We start from the raw sequence: 17,590 nt of genomic DNA, 5'->3' as shown, positions 1-17,590 counted from the left end.
CAACTAGACACACGCACACAACACAAACGACTGCATAGTCGGTTTTTGCAAGTTTGATGTATGCTATATAGAGTACTGAAATTCGGTATTGAAAAGTCTACGCCTGATCGGCTAAAGACGATATAGGAATCTGAATAAAAGCGTGAGCCTGAGTATATCTTTCGGAGGATGTGGATGAACTGAATACAGTTCTCATGATTATTTCAACGGTTGCAATGCTTAATAAACTCAAGGATTGCTGTACGCTCTCCAATGCTTTATAGAGTAATTTATAGGCGGAATTTACATGTATTGCCATGATGTCGGCAATTTCTTCGTATGACAGTCCATCGTAAAATCGCAGGTATATAATTTCCTGTTGTCTGGCTGGCAGCTTGTGTAGCACTTTCTTAATCGTATCCTGCAACATTTGCTCCTCTTCATTTAAGATCAACTGATTGTCATACGATACTTCAAACGGTATAGATTCTTCATCTTCCTGTATAGTAAAGAAACGCGATTGTGTGCGCAGCTTTCTGAATAAAATGTTCCGAAGTGATTTATATAGGTAATTCTTTACAGAAAGTGGCTCGCCGAGATTGTTGCGATTTGTCCACAGCCTTACGAACAGATCATGAATAGCGTCTTCAATCAGATTAACATCTCTGGTAAATTTATAACCGTAATTATTCAGTAACCGGTAGTATAAGTGATACAGGCTTGTATAGGCTTCCCAATCACCTTTCTTAAAGGTATTCCAAAGTATGTTGTGCGAATCCTGGTGGGAGCTCATGAATATCTATACACTTCTTCTATAAAGAAAGGGAATAAATATGAAAGTGCAACAGATTTTATCGATTACTATATATACAAGTCCGATATAGTCCTTTAATATAGTGATAACCCAGGCTATGTTATATATAGTAAATTAAGAGTAATTAGTCTGTGTGTGTTGACGCACGCATCATTAATACGGATGGTATCACAATTTTCTCATCCTTTAAGTCATACTTCTTTGCTAACGTTTTAAACAGAATGGTAGCTGCTGCTTTCCCCATTTCAAATGCGGGTTGTGCGATGGTGGTGAGCGGTGGATTTAAAAGCGCAGCAATCTGTAAATGCGAGAACGCGATGATCTTTATAGCAGACGGTATGGGTATATTTCGCGAGTGACACACTGTATAGACCGGAATCGTGATCTTTTCGATGGATCCTATAATACCATCTGGTTTGTTCTCACCAGTCAGGAGTTTGTCAAGTATGGCTATATTCTCATCCTCGCTGTCTGTACAATATATAATGCATGGTTGCATGCCATGATCTTGCAGCGCTTGCTGGTAACCATTTTGCCGATGTTTGATAATGGCAAGTTCTCCTGGCATCGACAGAAAAACAATGTATTTGCATCCTTTCTCAATCAGGTGCTGTGCTGCTATATATCCTGACTCAAAGTCGTTTGTGATAACGCTTGCGGTAGGAATCTCTTCACACACACGGTCAAAAAATACCAGCGGCACATCGCTCGCACACAGTTCACGCAGGTGTTCATACTTCGCATTGTTCGCTACAATTGACATCAGCACACCGTCCACACGACCGTTTCTGAATTCGCGCACAATGGATTGTTCGCGCTGTATATCTTCGTGTGTCAGATATACCATGGTATGATATCCTTTTTCATGCGCAACCGAATCTATACCATTAATCGCTGCCGAAAAAAAACTATCTGCCACTTCGGGCAGCACCACGGCAATATTTCCGCTCCGTCCTTTCTTTAAACTGCTGGCATAGGGGTTGGGTATATAATCTAATTTTGCTGCGTGCTCAAACACACGCGCCTTAGTCTCTGCACTTATCTCATGACTATCGCGTAAAGCTTTTGATACCGTTGAAACAGCCAGGTCGAGATCTTTCGCTATTTTCTTGATCGTAACACTCATTCACATTTTATTAAAGGAAGCAAAATCACTGTTAACACGAAAACGGTTTCGTAAATAACCATTCGTAAAACATTGATGGTGCAGATATTATTTACCAAGTTCGGTACGTGTATCCTACCAGGATGCAATAATTAGCTTTCCTATAAATTTAAACAAATCAATTTATGAAGCCGCAAACTGAAACCAATCCGTTGACAAATCTGGATGAATGGGAAGATGATTTGTTGCGCAGATATCCTGATCCCGAGTCTATTGCTGATCAGAAAGCTGTTACCGAATATCGCAATTATGAAACACCTCAACGTGATACGGTACGGGAATTTTACAAACTGAATCACACGTATCAGACCTACGATTTTGTTTTAGAGAAACGAAATAATTTTCTCCGCTTCGATAAGAAGGAAATGCCGATATGGGCAGCTTTCGATTTTCTCAATCAACTTGTAGATGATTCTGATCCCGATACTGATCTCGACCAGATGCAGCATTTACTTCAAACTTCGGAAGCTATCCGCAGAGATGGGCATCCAGACTGGATGGTACTTGTTGGACTGATTCACGATATGGGTAAAGTGCTTTGCCTCTTTGGCGAACCACAGTGGGCAGTAGTCGGGGATACGTTCCCAGTAGGTTGCGCACATTCAGATAAGATTGTATTCCCTGAATTCTTTGATGCAAATCCGGATCATCACAACGAGAGGTATAATACAAAGTATGGTATATATGAGCCAAACTGTGGCTTGCGGAATGTGCACATGTCGTGGGGACACGATGAATATGTATACCACATGATGAAAGATCATCTCCCTGAATCGGGGCTATATATGTTGCGTTATCACTCCTTCTACGCACAACATCGCGAACATGCATACGAACATTTAATGGATGAGCATGACGCCAAGATGTTCGAATGGGTAAAGCTTTTTAATCCGTATGATCTGTACTCAAAAAATCCTACCCCTCCGGATTGGAAAGAATTGCGTCCTTACTATGAAAGTTTAGTAACTAAATATTTACCCGCTACACTCAAGTTTTAAAAGTCTTTTGAATTTTACCCGATAGGTGCATCTGAAGTTTTAATATACCAAACAACTGCCCTGTGATGCCCGAGGTAGAAGATTTTGAATTGATAAAAAACATTAAACGTGGCGACCCGCGTAGTCTTGAATTACTTTTCAGAAGACTATATCCACGTTTATATGCATATGCACAAAAGTTCCTGCACGACTCTGATGATTCAGAAGAAATTGTGCAGGAACTCTTTTATACTATATGGAAGCATCGCGACCGGCTGGATGAACGTCAATCCCTAAGTGCATACTTATTCACATCGGTTAAAAATCGCTGTCTCAATTTACTGGAAGCTAAAAAGAATCGCACCAAGCATGCAGAGCTGCTGTGTTATCTGTATGTGCAGGAGCAAACGGATAATATAAATTCATATCATGCACTTCTCGCCAAAGACCTTGAAAAAGATTTCAACCGGGCACTGGAATACTTGCCCCAGGAGTGTCGAAAGATTTTTGAGCTCAGTCGTTTTGAAGGATTAAAATACCAGGAGATCGCTTCACGTCTCAACATCTCCATTAAAACTGTAGAAACACAAATGTCGCGGGCCCTCTCTAAATTAAGGCTGCAGCTAAAAGAGCATCTCATTTCACTACTCCTAGTGTGTGTGTGCCTGTTTAACTAAGCCTGGCGATTTGCATTTACTGATCATGTTGGTTTACTAAATCTCCGTTTCAACTTTTATTTCTTCTTTCTGTAAGGGTGGCGTTGCGAGTGTCTGTATTATATACATGACGTCACCCGATAATATTCCGCAGAACATACAGGAAATCATTCTTCGCTTCCTGGAGGGGAATGCTTCCGAAGATGAAGCGGCAACCTTGCTAACATGGTTAAAAGAGAATAAAACAAACCGTGAGTATTTTGACGAACTGAATACCGCTTTTCAAAGCTCCGTAACGGTTAACCGCGTTAATCACCAAAAGACAGATGACGCCTGGAAAAAACTTTCTGAATCTACAGAAATTAACAAAACCTTAACACACGCACTTTCTTCCAATAGAAGCCGCACTATATATACTACACTTAAAATTGCAGCATCAGTTTGTCTATTGATTGTATCGGGTTTTCTGGTGGTATATAATCTTCCAACCGAAAATATACTTCATCCGGGCACACGGGTATATACTGCGATTGGGAATAACACGCGCGTTCTTTTACCCGACAGCTCTATCGTTTGGCTGAATGTAAACAGCACATTAGAATATCCCTCAGAGTTTGGAAGCGCTTCACGCGATGTGGTATTAAAAGGCGAAGCATTTTTCGATGTAAAAAAAGGGAGTAAACCCTTTACCGTCAGAACCGATAACTTCTTTATAAAAGTAAAAGGTACGCGCTTTAATGTTGAAGCATTCAACAACGTACCCACCGTTAAAACAACATTAGAAGAAGGTAAGGTAGAGTTACAGGTAGAAGGTAAAAACAATATATATACCATGACTCCCGGTGACCAGGTTATTCTGGATACGGAACAAAAAGCTGTTACACTCAAAAGAGTAGATCCCTCAAACTTCTCAGCCTGGAAGGAAGAGAAACTTGTATTCGACAACACTCCTCTGGAGGATATTATATCTAAACTGGAAAACAGGTTCCGGGTAAAAATTACAATCGACAGCAGACTTGCCAAACGCGAACGGATCAGTATGACGATTGAGCAGGAGAATATAGATGAAGTATTAGACTTCATTCAGCTTTCATCGAGACTGAAAATCAAAAAGGAAAAGAATGAGATCATCATGTTCGAATGATCGCAGTATACAATCACTAAACTAACCCTTATACAATGAGAATTATTTACTGCTTACACACATTCCTCCCGAAAGGCAGGCGATGGATTTCGCCAGGGCCTTTGTGGCTTATGTGTTTGTTGCTACTCTTTCTCCCGAAAGACATGCAGGCAAACGATGCGCATCAATCAACAACGTTGATTGAACTGAATCTGAAAGATGCTTCTCTAAAGATGGCTCTTCGGGAAATTGAACGTCAGACAGACTATCACTTTGTTGTAAATGACAGCCGTTTGAAAACGATCAACAAGACGGTAACGATCACTATAAAAAGTGAGCATATAGAAGAGATCCTGAACCAGATATTGGAGGGTACAAATCTCACCTATAAAATCAGGAAAAAACAAATTACTTTGATTCCACCTGTTAGTGAATTACATGTCAGTCCGATCACAACCTCATCCGGTGGAGCTTCTGCCATGTTGGTACAACCTTCGAAGGACTTTATATATACCGGCATTCTTCAACAGGAAATCATAGTTAAAGGAACGGTAAAAGAAGACACCGGCACTCCGTTGCCCGGAGTAAATATAATTGTAAAAGGATCCACCGAAGGTACAGTAACAGACGGCAACGGTGAATTCACATTAGCTGTTCCTTCGAATGAATCTATACTTGTATTCAGTTTCATCGGGTTTATAACACAGGAGGTTCCCGTAAACAGTCGGACTTCATTGGAAATAACGTTAATATCTGATTCTCAAACATTGAGTGAAGTTGTTGTGGTTGGTTATGGAACGCAAGAGAAAAAAGATGTTACGGGTGCTGTGTCTGCTATTAAAGGTTCAGATATCGAAAATATACCTTCCGGCGGTGCACAACAAGCATTGCAAGGACGTGCTGCAGGGGTAAACATTGTACGGAACGGTGGAGCTCCCGGCAACGCAGGTTCTATACGCATTCGCGGATTGGGAACCGTTGGGAATGCAGATCCATTAATTGTTATTGACGGTGTACCTGCTGGTAGCATGAATGATGTAAATCCAAATGATATACAATCGATCGATGTTTTGAAAGATGCATCGGCTTCTGCTATATATGGTACACGTGCCGCGAATGGTGTTGTGCTGGTAACAACGAAGCGTGGTAAACTAGACGAGAAATTAAAACTTACCGTTAATGCATATAGCGGTGTTTCCAAACGCATTAAAACAATTGATGTGCTCGATGCACCTACTTTAACAACATTGAAACAAGAGGCATATACCAATGATGGGCTAGATATACCTGGCATATGGCTTGATACTCTGTACCATACTCAAAAAACAGACTGGCAGAAAGAACTGCTAAAAGATGGTACAACTAATAACATTGATGTATCCATTCGAGGTGGTGGCAAATATTCTTCATTCGCAATGTCCGGTGGATACTATAATGAGAAAGGTATGATAGGCCAATCATACTATAAACGCTATACTTTTCGTATCAACTCCGATCATCAGCTAAGTGAAAAATTTAAAATCGGACAAAGTCTTCAATTCACCAATGCAAATGATAATGCTCCTAATACAACGTCTGCACAGGATGGTTTACTATGGAGTGCGATTCGTTTTCACCCAGGATTACCGGTTAAAAATGCAGATGGTTCATATAGCACGAGTCAAGTACCTGGTGGCGCATTCGGTGATATCAACAACCCGATCTATACAGTAGACACACAAGATAAAAACAACAGCCGAAATCGTGTCTTAGGAAGCATTACAGGAGAGTACGAAATACTCAAAGGTCTAAAGGCAAAAGCCAATCTTGCTATAGATGCTACCTATACCAGTACGAGAAATTTTGAAGTTAAAATAACGGATCAGTACCGCACGACAAATAATAACTTCCTCACCCTCAGCAATGACAAGAACTGGGCCTTCCTACAGGAATATTTCTTATCATACGATAAACAGTTTGGGAGCCATTCAATAGGTCTGGTTACCGGCTATACATCGCAAACATTTAACGATATATACTCTGCGCAACGCGGTATGGATTTCTCCAGTGAAGATCCTGATTTGCGCTATATGCGCTATGCAGGAACTGTGACTGCTATTGGAGGAACGACCGGAGAAGATGGAAGACGTAGTTATGACGCACTCCAATCCTGGTTTGGAAGAGCTAACTATACATTTAAAGATCGCTACCTGTTAACTGTCACTTTCCGCGCAGATGGTTCTTCTAAATTTGCAGAAGGTAATAAGTGGGGTTACTTCCCCGCCTTTTCAGCTGGCTGGAGAATTTCTGAAGAAAATTTCTTTCAAAGCGCATTACCAATATTCAGCAATCTGAAACTCACCGGGGGATGGGGACACCTTGGTAATCAAAATGTGGATCGCCTCCAATACCTTGCTTTGCTCAATTCATCGTATCGTTATTCATTTGGTGAAAATGAAGTTACAGGCGTAGCACAATCCTCTATTCCTAACGTGAATATAGGCTGGGAAACTGCTGAAATGACAAACTTTGGATTGGATGCAGGCATCCTTGAAAACTCAATTTTACTCTCTGCTAATTACTTTATTAAGGATACTAAAAAGATGCTTCTTACACCGCCTACTCTCGGTACGTTGGGAAGTGCAACGATCCCTGATCAAAATGCAGGACAGCTACGAAATCAAGGTCTGGAACTTGAACTTTCGTATCGTAAAGCCATCAATGGTATAACTTTTACAGTAAGTGGTAACGCCACCTTTATCAAAAACAAGATAATGAAAGTATTAACTCCTGGAAGTTTTCTTGGTGGACAAACGTATGGCCGCAGCGAACAAGAGATCACTAGAACATATGTAGGAGATCCTTTTGTAAGCTTCTATGGATGGGAGACCAACGGACTATACCAGAATCAATCAGAGATTGACAGCGACCCGAACGTTACAAATGATAGCAGGCGTACAAACATTAAACCTGGAGATGTCCGTTTTCTTGATCTCACTGGAGATGGTATAGTAAACAATAACGACCGAACAAATATTGGGAACTCTCAGCCGAAAGTAACCTATGGCTTAAACGCTAACATTGCATATAAAGGCTTTGATCTTACTATTTTCTTTCTTGGTGTTGGTGGTGTATATATATACAACGGTGATCGCATGCAGGGGTTAAATGCCTTTTATAACTTCAATTTATACAAGGAGGCTACGGGACGTTGGACAGAGGCAGGAACCAGTAACTCAATTCCAAGACTTAGCTTCGAAGATAAAAACAACAACTACAGAACATCGGATATGTTTGTTGAAAGTGGCGACTTTTTACGATTAAAAAATGTAACACTTGGATATACACTTCCTAAAAGGGTTATAGATTTCCTACGCATGTCGCAGTTCAGAGTATATGTAACCGGACAGAATATATTTACAATAACAGGTTACTCAGGAATGGATCCCGAACTTGGATATGCAGGGGGCAACCGCTCGCAGGTACAATATGCACAACAAAATATTGACTATGCGCAGTATCCACAGTCCCGTACAGTTACTATAGGTGCCACTATTTCTTTCTAACCCATAACGCATTTTAGAAATGACATTATTTATGAAAAAAATAATTGGAGTCGTTGGATTAAGCATCTTAACTATAATAACAAGCTGCGATAGCGATTTATTGGAATCAACTCCTTATGGGCAAAACACTTCAGATGATTTCTGGCGCAATGGAGAGGATGTGATCTCTGCTGTGAATGCTATCTATGCTCCCTTGTTAAATGAAGATGGATTTGCACATACTGAATATGTTTTTGACAATTGCTCGGATGATATGCACCCCGCTGGCGATCACGCCCAGGAACTTCCACTTGAGGATTTTCAATTCGATCCATTTAACAACCATATATTCAATACATGGTCTACCAAATATGAAGTTATCTCACGTGCCAATGCATTACTTATTAATGCACCTAAAGTTGAAATGGCTGACTCACTTCGCAAACGTAGTCTCGGTGAAGCTTACTTCCTGAGAGGCTTTGTATACTGGAGGCTTTCTCTCATCTATGGTGAAGTACCTATCATCGTGGAAGAGGATGTGATAGCGAATACATTTAACAAACCGAAATCAACATTAGAAGAAGTTCGGGCACAGGCCGAATCTGATTTTATTAAAGCAGCTGAAAATTTACCGGTTTCCCATACAGGAGAAAATGTGGGAAGAGTAACGCAAGGTGCGGCCTATGGTTTTCTTGCAAAACTATATGTATATGAAGAACAGTGGGACAAAGCGATTGAGGCTGGCATGAAAGTAATAACAAATGAAGCGTACAAGCTTGCTGACAGTTTTGATGAAAACTTTATGGTTGCTACAGAAAATAATCCGGAAGTACTTTATGGACTTCAATACGTGGCCAACTGGACAACAGATAATTCTCCGGCATGGTATCACACACCTGGCGGGCTTGGTGGCTGGGGCTTTCATGAGCCCGTACAGGATTTGGTTGATGAATTTGAAGTAGATGACCCTAGACTCGTTTATTCTATTTTCAGGCCAGGTGATAAAGTTGATCTTGGTTCTAAGGGAATTGTAACATTCGCTGCATCGGATACTCGCGTGACGGGTTATGCTTTTAAAAAATATTCCAACTTCACAGATGTAGGAGATATGGATCAAAGCCTTAATGCTCCTATGCTACGCTCTGCGGATGTATATTTGTTAGTGGCAGAAGCTAAAATTCGCTCTGGACAAAATGGTGATGAAGAGTTGAATGCTGTTCGTACCAGGGCAGGTTTAACGAAAAAAACAAATGCTACCATAACCAACATTATACACGAGAGACGTGTAGAACTTGCAGGAGAAAACGAACGCCATCAAGACCTCATGCGATGGGATAAAGCAGGCATTATTGATATAGTAGCACATTACGGCATTGACCGTGGCGTACATAAACCAAAAAGAACTTTTGTGCGACCCAAACATTATTACTTCCCACTTCCACAAAAAGAAGTCGATCTTAGTGAAGGTGTATTAATTCAGAATAGTAATTATTGATCCTCGATAATCTGGTTAGCGCAGTGAATAGCTGCGCTAACTTTTTTTATAGTATATATATTCAGCTGTATGCGCGCTTTACCACTACTTGGCTTTCTGTTATTATTCGCTTGCGCAGAGAAGGACCTTACTGATCTGCAGGCTGCATGGAAAATCGATTCTGTATACAATTACTATAATGGCTATGGTTTGATGACCTACGGAAGTGATCCTGAAATTATATATCACTTTCAACCGGATGGGCGTTTACGAATGACATTAGATAAAGAATTCAGATATCTTTTTTATGAACTAAAACAAGATACCTTAACGTATACTGATAATAAGAGCAGGATCGTTGAAAAATTTACTGTATTATCTATATCGGATGAGCAGCTTGCATTGCAAAAGAAGAAGACACCACTGTTTAATGAGAAGAGGCAAGATCGTTACGAGATCCGGTATCTTTCAAAAGTGCATGAAGACTAAGATTCCACCCGATCGCGCGGAATTGTAAACATAAAGGAACTACCTTTCCCAGGTTCGCTTTCAACCCAGATTCTCCCTCCATTTTTTTCAACAAGTTCTTTGCAAAGCGTTAACCCGAGGCCGGTGCCTTTTTCATTGGATGTACCAGGTGTACTAAATCCAGTTACACCACTAAAAAGTTTAGCCTGTCGATCTATAGGTATACCTTGACCAGTATCTTTCACAGTGACTTTTACAAATTTTTCCTGATCAACTACGGACAGTGAAAGCTGGTCACCAGCGCGTGAAAATTTAATCGCGTTGTTCATCAGGTTCCGGATAACGATATCAACGGTCGCCTTATCAGCAAACGCCATAGCAGGTGTTGTTACCTTGGAGAACATCTTCACCTGTTTTGTTTCCGCTTGTCCTTTTGCTAACCGAACATTCTCCTCTACTACTTCTTTCAGATCAAAATGTTCTGAGTATAATACCATTCCATCCATTTGGTTCTTTGCCCAATGAAGCATGTTTTCAACAAGCTGAACGGTTACTGTCAATTTTTCACTCATCAGCAAACTTATTTGCTTGATGTCCTCGTTGGTAAGTGTACCATCGCGCATCAACTCCACCATGCTCTGCAAAGAGTTTAGCGGGCTTCTAAAATCATGACTGATTATGGAGAGCAACCTGTTCTTTACGGTGTTGAGTCTTTCGAGGTGAGCATTCTGCTCATTTATTTTTTCCTTCTGAAGTACAATGGCATTGTTGCGTTCTATGAGAAGCTCATTGAATTTCCTTTTACGTTTATTAGAAACAATAAGGTAGGCGCTTATCAGTGCAAATAAGACTAGGCCTATCACATATGTTTTTCGCTTGAATGTAGCGCGTACAATTTCTTTTTGCTGCAGTTCCCGATCGCGTGTCAGCAATTCAATTTCATGCTGTTTCTTCTGGAGATCATATTCTGCCTGTAGATTGTTTGCTTCTCTTTCTTTCTCAATGCTGAACATTTTTTCCTTCAACGAAATCTCCTGGTTGCGATAATATAGAGATTGTTTAAAATTCTTTTGCTCGTTATATGCGGTATATAAAATATGATAGGCGTCCAATATTAAATCCTGGGTACCACCTGACTCCAGGTTTTCCAGACTCTTCTTCCCATAATATATAGTTTTATCGAATTGATGCTTGTCGAAAAATACTTTAGCCATGGAGTTATAGGCAAAGGAGACACCGTCTATATCACGAATACGAATAGAGATATCGAGTGCTTCCTGTAAATACTTGAGTGCCGCCTTATGTTCACCCATCCGCTGGTATATATCACCAATATTAAAGAGAACGATGTGCTTGTACGTAGAATCTTTTATCTGTTCGATAATCTTCAATGCACGCGAGTTATACTCTAAAGCTTTGCTGTATTGACGGTCGTTGACAAGTGCATCCCCTATATTGATCAATTGTGATAGCATGGGACCATCACCATACACCTTCATTATTTCCAATGATTTTTCATAGTACTCGGCGGCTTTGGCATGGTTGCCCATATTGGAGTATACTATTCCAATATTGTTGTAACAGTTTCCGGTGAGTCCCGGTAACTTTAATGAATCGCTAAGCTTGAGAGCTTCGAGCTGACATTTCAATGCTTCGGGATATTTGCCTTTCCCAATCAGTGCTACCCCTTTTGTAACATAACTTACCGCAACACCTTTTCTAAAGCCGATTTTCTTGGCCAATTGCAAGGCGTGGTCTGCCGCAATTACAGAACTATCCGGATTTCTATTCCAGTAAAACTTCGAAAGTGAAATGTATACATTGACTTTCGTAGTATCATGAACAGAATTTTTAATTTCCTCGGTAAGCGTAACATACTCCGATTGTGCCCGCGCAAAGGGTATACTCAAAAACAAGAACATTAATATAGCAGACAGTTTGCGCATGTTTCTTTAGTACCGGGTTCGAAATCTCCATCAAACTTAGGTACATAACCGCGTATTTATCGCAGAGAAAAATTGCATTTCATTACATCAGCAGGCATTTATGCTTTTTATGGAAAAACTCTTATACCCTAACTCATTTTACGGTAACAATTCACGTGATTGTCCCCGAGCATTTATTATTTGAACGCGCTTTGCATTTTCAGGAATACTGAATTTCCGTGATGACTGCGATAAATACCCTGAACCATAGTAGAATTCAATCTTCATTTTTTTCCCTTGCTTGCTTGTTACCAGCGCATATATATCATCGTAGCGTAAGGATATTACATTGCGAACATTTGATTTTCCTTCAAATACGCGAAGTGAGTCATTGTTTTGGGTAGCCAGGAGTAACATTTTGGCATCCGCGGTAATCAATTTTGCCAAACTTTTACCAGCACCATCAATCAATACCCCACTTTGATGTATCTTTAAAGAGGTAAGGTTCCCTTTAACGTTACCTTCACCTTGCATCACGATTCCTTTCATAGCATCATACCTTCCAGTAAGTACATCAGGAGCATACGAATTACCACTTAAGATGGCATCGGCATGTCCGTCATTATTGTAATCACCGGTAACTATGCCATACACCGGGGCAACTTGTGCTTGTGCCGGGAGTGGTTTTAACTGCCATTCAGCCTTTCCTCGGTTTTCAAGGTAGCTGGTATAAAATGTCTGCGCTTCGTTGACGACAGGTTTATGCTTGCTCTTTACAAGTACACTGTCCATAGTTTGCTCAGCATATTTCTGATAGCTGGGATAATATTTTTTGAATGACGCGACCTGGAGAAAAAGATCATCGCGCGGATGTGCCGGTCGGTTTACATCTTCTATATAGTACGACAACAGAGCTTCCTCCACGCCATCATCATTAAAATCGCTGGTATAAACACGTGCAGGCTGTGCAGATGAAGTTTTATACCGTGAATTCAATCCGAGGTTACCCAATATATAGTCTGTATCTCCGTCTTCATCGAAATCTCCACCTTCGATGCTGTTCCACCATCCTGTTGAACTAGCAAGTATAGTCGATTTAAAAAATCCATTTGTGTTTTTGAATATCGTAACGGGCATCCACTCCCCCACTACAATTAAATCCATCGCTTGATCATTATCTATATCTGTCCACAAGGCAGACGTTACCATGCCTATATTTTTCAATCCTGGTGCTACCTGATCCGTGACATCGGTAAAATGCCCTTTATCATTTCTCAAGATATAGCTCTGCCCAGGCTTGGGATATTGATGAGGCGTAAGCCGTCCTCCCACAAAAAGATCGAGGTCACCATCTTTATCATAATCAGACGATAAAACACATGAACCACTCGCCTGCATAGAGGGCAGAGCTGTTGCGTCAAGTTTAAAATTACCCTTGCCATCATTCAGATATAGCCTGTCCTGATAGTACGGAGAGCCAGCAGCAAACTCATTGCCACCACTCACGATGTATAGATCTGCATCAGCATCATTGTCTGCATCGAAAAACAAAGTCCCCATATCTTCTTCAAGTTTTACACCTGACGTCAATGGATTGGAAATAAACTTACCATCTTTAGTTTGTACCGATAGCTGTCCCCATTGTTTATAGGCACCACCTACAAAAAAATCATCCAGTCCATCGCCATTGACATCCGCCACTGCTATACCCGGACCGTCCTCGGAATATTTATGAGGAAGCAACGGCTCTATTTTAAAATCTGCATACTCGGTCTCTTTGTGTCTATAGGCAATATTTCGTTTTTCAGCAGCAGAATTAAAAAGGCTTTGCATAGTATCAGCGTCAGCGCTATACATTTTTGCCAGCGGCAACTTCAATTCGCCTGCATCGGTATATTGTACAACGAGAACCTGATCCGCAGGTATACTCTTTATGAGTTGCCGCTTTCCGTCAGGCCACAGTACCAATAATGAATCAACACGACTCGTCTTGCCGAGTCCGAAGTGTATTTCCTGTTCTACTGTAGATTGATACCCCCTATATGGATAATGTTCGTGATACTGAATGGAATCCTTTTTAGAAAATAAAATTAGTTTTGTTCCGTAGCCGTGATTATTCCCAGGAGGCCCTTGAAGGTCGATGCGCAGGAAGTGATTTTTGAAATATGAATCCGCGTGACTCTCAAATACAAATGCAGGTCCATCTATATTGTTTGTTATATAGTCAAGATCACCATCATTGTCCAGGTCTGCGTATGCAGCTCCGGTAGAATAGCACGGCATGGTAAATCCCCATGCAATTGACTGATTTGAAAAAGTAAGATCTCTCTTATTCTTAAAAGCAAAAACCGGAAGGTGGGCTCCTTCTATACTATTTATAGCTTTCAATAATTTCTTCTTTACGGATTGATCATATCCTGCTTGCATAAACTCCTGCATCCTATAGCTCACAAAGTCGCGGTTCGTGATATCACGCGGATAGCCATTGGTAATCAATAGATCTTTCCATCCGTCATTATCTATATCTACGAATAAAGGGCTCCAACTCCAGTCTGTCGCTTCAATGCCGGCAAGCTGCGCGATCTCACTGAAAGCCGGTTGCCCCGAAGGATCTTTACCAACATTAAGCTGCAGTGTATTTCGCATATACTGCGGTGTATATCCATACGCAATCTCCGAACGATAACGATCATAGTTCGTTGCCCCGAACATCAGCTTCTGTCGCTTGTTGTCGTGTGGCAACATATCAACTTCTATAAAATCGGGTAATCCATCGTTGTTATAGTCGGCAACATCATTACCCATTGCAGAATAACTCGTGTGTTTGAAATACTCCCCGGCACGATCTGTAAAAGTCCCGTCCTGATTATTGATATATAGCAGGTCGTTGGATAGGTAATCATTGGACACCACTATATCCGGCCATTCGTCTTGGTTAATATCGGCAATTGATACACCAAGTCCGTATCCTTCTTTGGTAATTCCTGCGGCCGCAGAAATATTCGTAAATGTATTATTGCCATTATTCCTGTAAAGACGATCTGTATTCATCATCTCTCCATGTATCCGTTTTGGGCGAATTACATTGGGTCCTGTTTCATCCGTTGTATTGGTGAGGATATATACATCGAGGTCGCCATCACGATCATAGTCAAAGAATGCCGCTTGTACGGAATGCCTGGCATCGTCCAAACCAAATGCATGCGCACTCTCGGTAAAGGTATTATCGTGATTATTAATATATAGCTCGTTGGCGAGAAGTTCAGGTTTCTGAAAGGGGCCGGCATAGCACACATATATATCAAGCCATCCATCCTGGTTAATATCAATAATAGAAACCCCCGTAGCCCACTTATTCAACTTACCGAGATTTGCCTGCTGTGTAATGTCTTCAAACTTTAGTTCTCCTTTGTTCAGGTATAAACGGTTGGTAGACATATTGGCTGCAAAGAAAATATCTTTCAACCCATCGTTGTTAATGTCTGCAATACCAATGCCGGCACCGTTGTAAAAATATTCGAAGGTGATGATGTTCAGATTTTCATCTTCATATAGCTGGTTCACAAAATCGATCCCTGTATATTCCGGAGGGAGCAATTCCATCAGAGGTTTCTCTTCCTCCGAAGTACAACTCACCAGCACTCCCGCCAGGAAAGCAACCAGGAAATTGCAGCGCTTAAAATTCTTTGCTATATACGAGGATAAAAGGATAGTCATGCGAAAAAAATACATAGTAAGTTACACCTATAAACGAGCGATGCCACCACACTATAACATTTTCTATTCGACTAATTTACTGATATCAAAATAAAGTAGAGACTTGTCAGGGTATGTACTATAGAAACTGTATTAAAACGCCAGCCAACATCACGTATATGAATACAGTGTACGCAGCGTACACTGTTGTACCATTTCCGTACATAGTACATCTTACCCCTAATTTTGCCAACTTGTATCCGAATCTTTGCGTTAGTACTGCTCAGGACGCTTACTTGCGTGTATGATATATTGCTCTTTACAATTGAATATTTATGGATTTTAACTGGCGATCACCAGTAGTACCACGGGTGGCTGCATTGGCAGCATCAATCTTTTTATTCTGCTTCTTTGCCTTCTCAAAAGGCGACTGGGTTTATGCGCTGATCTTTCTGGGATTAAGCGCTTACCAGATCAAGCTTTTGATTGCTTATCTCGATCGGTCGAATGAAAACATTGCTTCGTTCCTGGACTCCGTAAAGTTCGATGATCTCTCCTATTCATTTAAAACAGAAAGTGATGATCCTGCCGTGAAGCGATTGCACCAGGAATTGAACGGTGCTTTGATGAAACTTCGAAGCGCACGAAGTGAGAAGGATTCAGAATTTCTGTTCTTCAAAAACATTGTGATGCATGTGGGAATCGGGCTGATTGTTTTTAAAGAAGATGGTACGGTAGAGATTTTTAACAGTGCCGCACGTAAACTCCTAAAAACAAATCGCATTGATAACATCAGCGACCTGAAAGATGTAAGCGATACACTCGTAAATGTTTTTACAAAACTAAAAACCGGTGGACGCGAACTCGTGCGACAAAAGATCGGTGAAGAGATTGTACAATTATCGATCTATGCTATAGAACTCACCTTACGCGGAGAAAATGTAAAATTGATTTCAGTCCAAAACATACAGAGTGAATTGGAGGAAAAAGAAATGGAGGCATGGCAAAATCTTGTGCGTGTGCTTACACATGAGATCATGAACTCTGTTACGCCGATCTCTTCGCTCGCAGGTATAGTAGAAGAAGAGTTGAAGCCTCACATCCGGGAAGAGAACGGCATGCCATTAAGTAAAGACCAGCTGAGCGACATTCATCTTTCATTGCAAACTATAAGCAAGCGAAGCGAAGGCTTGATTCATTTCGTAAAGGAGTTCCGTAGCCTCACGGCTATACCGAAGCCACGCCCAATGCAAATTGAAGTGCGCCCGTTACTGGAAGAACTTACCATGCTTCATCGAAAAGATGTTACTGAAAAAAATATTCAGTTGGTGATATCTGTATATCCGGAAGACCTGACTATATCTGCGGATAAGAATATGATCGAGCAAGTGATCATCAACTTATTCAAGAATGCGATCCAGGCATTTGAAGATCAGGATACCAAGACGATTGAACTTCGCGCTTACCTGAATGACAAATCGCGGCCGGTTATTGCCGTACGTGACAACGGTACGGGTATTGATCCGGAGGCAGTGGAGAAAATATTCATTCCATTTTTCACCACTAAAAAAACAGGTTCCGGAATTGGTCTCAGCTTATCGCGACAGATCATGCGACAGCATCAGGGCACACTTAGCGTGAAGTCTACGGTAGGGAAAGGTACCGAGTTCTTCATGCGATTCTAAGCCCTTGTTAGTGTCACTTTCTTAGAAGCATTTTTTTGATTTCCAGTGGCTTACCTGAATATGAAAATGCGAATGTTAGAAGTATGATTTTTTTAATACATTTG

General features: G+C 40.9%; 11 protein-coding genes. 7 read left to right on the top strand and 4 right to left on the bottom strand.

Annotation, left to right across the window (positions count from 1 at the left end):
* Positions 1–97: 97 nt before the first annotated feature.
* Both B5Y40_RS05325 and B5Y40_RS05320 read right to left on the bottom strand, forming a co-directional pair.
* Positions 98–772, bottom strand: coding sequence for an RNA polymerase sigma factor (locus B5Y40_RS05325; RefSeq protein WP_079685647.1), 675 nt, complete (start codon positions 770–772; stop codon positions 98–100).
* 145 nt (positions 773–917) lie between these two features.
* A complete protein-coding gene (locus tag B5Y40_RS05320) occupies positions 918–1,919 on the bottom strand; it encodes a LacI family DNA-binding transcriptional regulator (protein WP_079685646.1) in 1,002 nt (333 codons plus the stop codon).
* A 164-nt stretch (positions 1,920–2,083) separates the two neighbouring features.
* Between B5Y40_RS05320 and B5Y40_RS05315 the strand changes: the two genes are divergently transcribed.
* The 6 genes from B5Y40_RS05315 (at position 2,084) to B5Y40_RS05290 (ending at position 10,201) form a co-directional block, all read left to right on the top strand.
* Positions 2,084–2,956 carry an inositol oxygenase family protein gene (locus B5Y40_RS05315; protein WP_079685645.1) on the top strand — a complete coding sequence of 291 codons (873 nt, stop codon included), beginning with the start codon at positions 2,084–2,086 and terminating at the stop codon, positions 2,954–2,956.
* Positions 2,957–3,021: 65 nt separating this feature from the next.
* Entirely contained in the window at positions 3,022–3,612 is a 591-nt protein-coding gene (locus B5Y40_RS05310; RefSeq protein ID WP_079685644.1) for an RNA polymerase sigma-70 factor, read from the top strand.
* 106 nt (positions 3,613–3,718) lie between these two features.
* Positions 3,719–4,735, top strand: coding sequence for a FecR family protein (locus B5Y40_RS05305; protein WP_079685643.1), 1,017 nt, complete (start codon positions 3,719–3,721; stop codon positions 4,733–4,735).
* A gap of 35 nt (positions 4,736–4,770) precedes the next feature.
* Positions 4,771–8,259 carry a TonB-dependent receptor gene (locus tag B5Y40_RS05300; RefSeq protein WP_245840476.1) on the top strand — a complete coding sequence of 1,163 codons (3,489 nt, stop codon included), beginning with the start codon at positions 4,771–4,773 and terminating at the stop codon, positions 8,257–8,259.
* A gap of 31 nt (positions 8,260–8,290) precedes the next feature.
* Entirely contained in the window at positions 8,291–9,733 is a 1,443-nt protein-coding gene (locus tag B5Y40_RS05295; RefSeq protein WP_079687092.1) for a RagB/SusD family nutrient uptake outer membrane protein, read from the top strand.
* A gap of 69 nt (positions 9,734–9,802) precedes the next feature.
* Entirely contained in the window at positions 9,803–10,201 is a 399-nt protein-coding gene (locus B5Y40_RS05290) for a hypothetical protein (protein WP_079685641.1), read from the top strand.
* Here the strand turns inward: B5Y40_RS05290 and B5Y40_RS05285 are convergent.
* Positions 10,198–12,126 (bottom strand): tetratricopeptide repeat-containing sensor histidine kinase, encoded by a 1,929-nt coding sequence (locus tag B5Y40_RS05285; RefSeq protein WP_079685640.1) that lies wholly within the window; start codon positions 12,124–12,126, stop codon positions 10,198–10,200. The two genes, B5Y40_RS05290 and B5Y40_RS05285, sit on opposite strands and share 4 nt — an antisense overlap.
* A 138-nt stretch (positions 12,127–12,264) precedes the next feature.
* The gene (locus tag B5Y40_RS05280; RefSeq protein WP_245840475.1) at positions 12,265–15,822 is read right to left on the bottom strand and encodes a VCBS repeat-containing protein; all 3,558 of its coding nucleotides are present in this window, start codon (positions 15,820–15,822) and stop codon (positions 12,265–12,267) included.
* Positions 15,823–16,136: 314 nt separating this feature from the next.
* Here B5Y40_RS05280 and B5Y40_RS05275 point away from each other — a divergent pair, with 314 nt between their 5' ends.
* Positions 16,137–17,486 carry a sensor histidine kinase gene (locus tag B5Y40_RS05275; RefSeq protein ID WP_079685639.1) on the top strand — a complete coding sequence of 450 codons (1,350 nt, stop codon included), beginning with the start codon at positions 16,137–16,139 and terminating at the stop codon, positions 17,484–17,486.
* Positions 17,487–17,590: the final 104 nt, after the last annotated feature.

The sequence above is a fragment of the Ohtaekwangia koreensis genome (assembly GCF_900167975.1).
Taxonomy (GTDB): Bacteria; Bacteroidota; Bacteroidia; order Cytophagales; family Cyclobacteriaceae; genus Ohtaekwangia; species Ohtaekwangia koreensis.
Note: the sequence above shows the minus strand (reverse complement) of the source record. Positions and strands in the feature narration are given on the sequence as shown.

Coding starts and splice junctions, on each gene's coding strand:
- B5Y40_RS05325 (WP_079685647.1), bottom strand. CDS start 772: ATGAGCTCCCACCAGGATTCGCACAACATACTTTGGAATACCTTTAAG.
- B5Y40_RS05320 (WP_079685646.1), bottom strand. CDS start 1,919: ATGAGTGTTACGATCAAGAAAATAGCGAAAGATCTCGACCTGGCTGTT.
- B5Y40_RS05315 (WP_079685645.1), top strand. CDS start 2,084: ATGAAGCCGCAAACTGAAACCAATCCGTTGACAAATCTGGATGAATGG.
- B5Y40_RS05310 (WP_079685644.1), top strand. CDS start 3,022: ATGCCCGAGGTAGAAGATTTTGAATTGATAAAAAACATTAAACGTGGC.
- B5Y40_RS05305 (WP_079685643.1), top strand. CDS start 3,719: ATGACGTCACCCGATAATATTCCGCAGAACATACAGGAAATCATTCTT.
- B5Y40_RS05300 (WP_245840476.1), top strand. CDS start 4,771: ATGAGAATTATTTACTGCTTACACACATTCCTCCCGAAAGGCAGGCGA.
- B5Y40_RS05295 (WP_079687092.1), top strand. CDS start 8,291: ATGAAAAAAATAATTGGAGTCGTTGGATTAAGCATCTTAACTATAATA.
- B5Y40_RS05290 (WP_079685641.1), top strand. CDS start 9,803: ATGCGCGCTTTACCACTACTTGGCTTTCTGTTATTATTCGCTTGCGCA.
- B5Y40_RS05285 (WP_079685640.1), bottom strand. CDS start 12,126: ATGCGCAAACTGTCTGCTATATTAATGTTCTTGTTTTTGAGTATACCC.
- B5Y40_RS05280 (WP_245840475.1), bottom strand. CDS start 15,822: ATGACTATCCTTTTATCCTCGTATATAGCAAAGAATTTTAAGCGCTGC.
- B5Y40_RS05275 (WP_079685639.1), top strand. CDS start 16,137: ATGGATTTTAACTGGCGATCACCAGTAGTACCACGGGTGGCTGCATTG.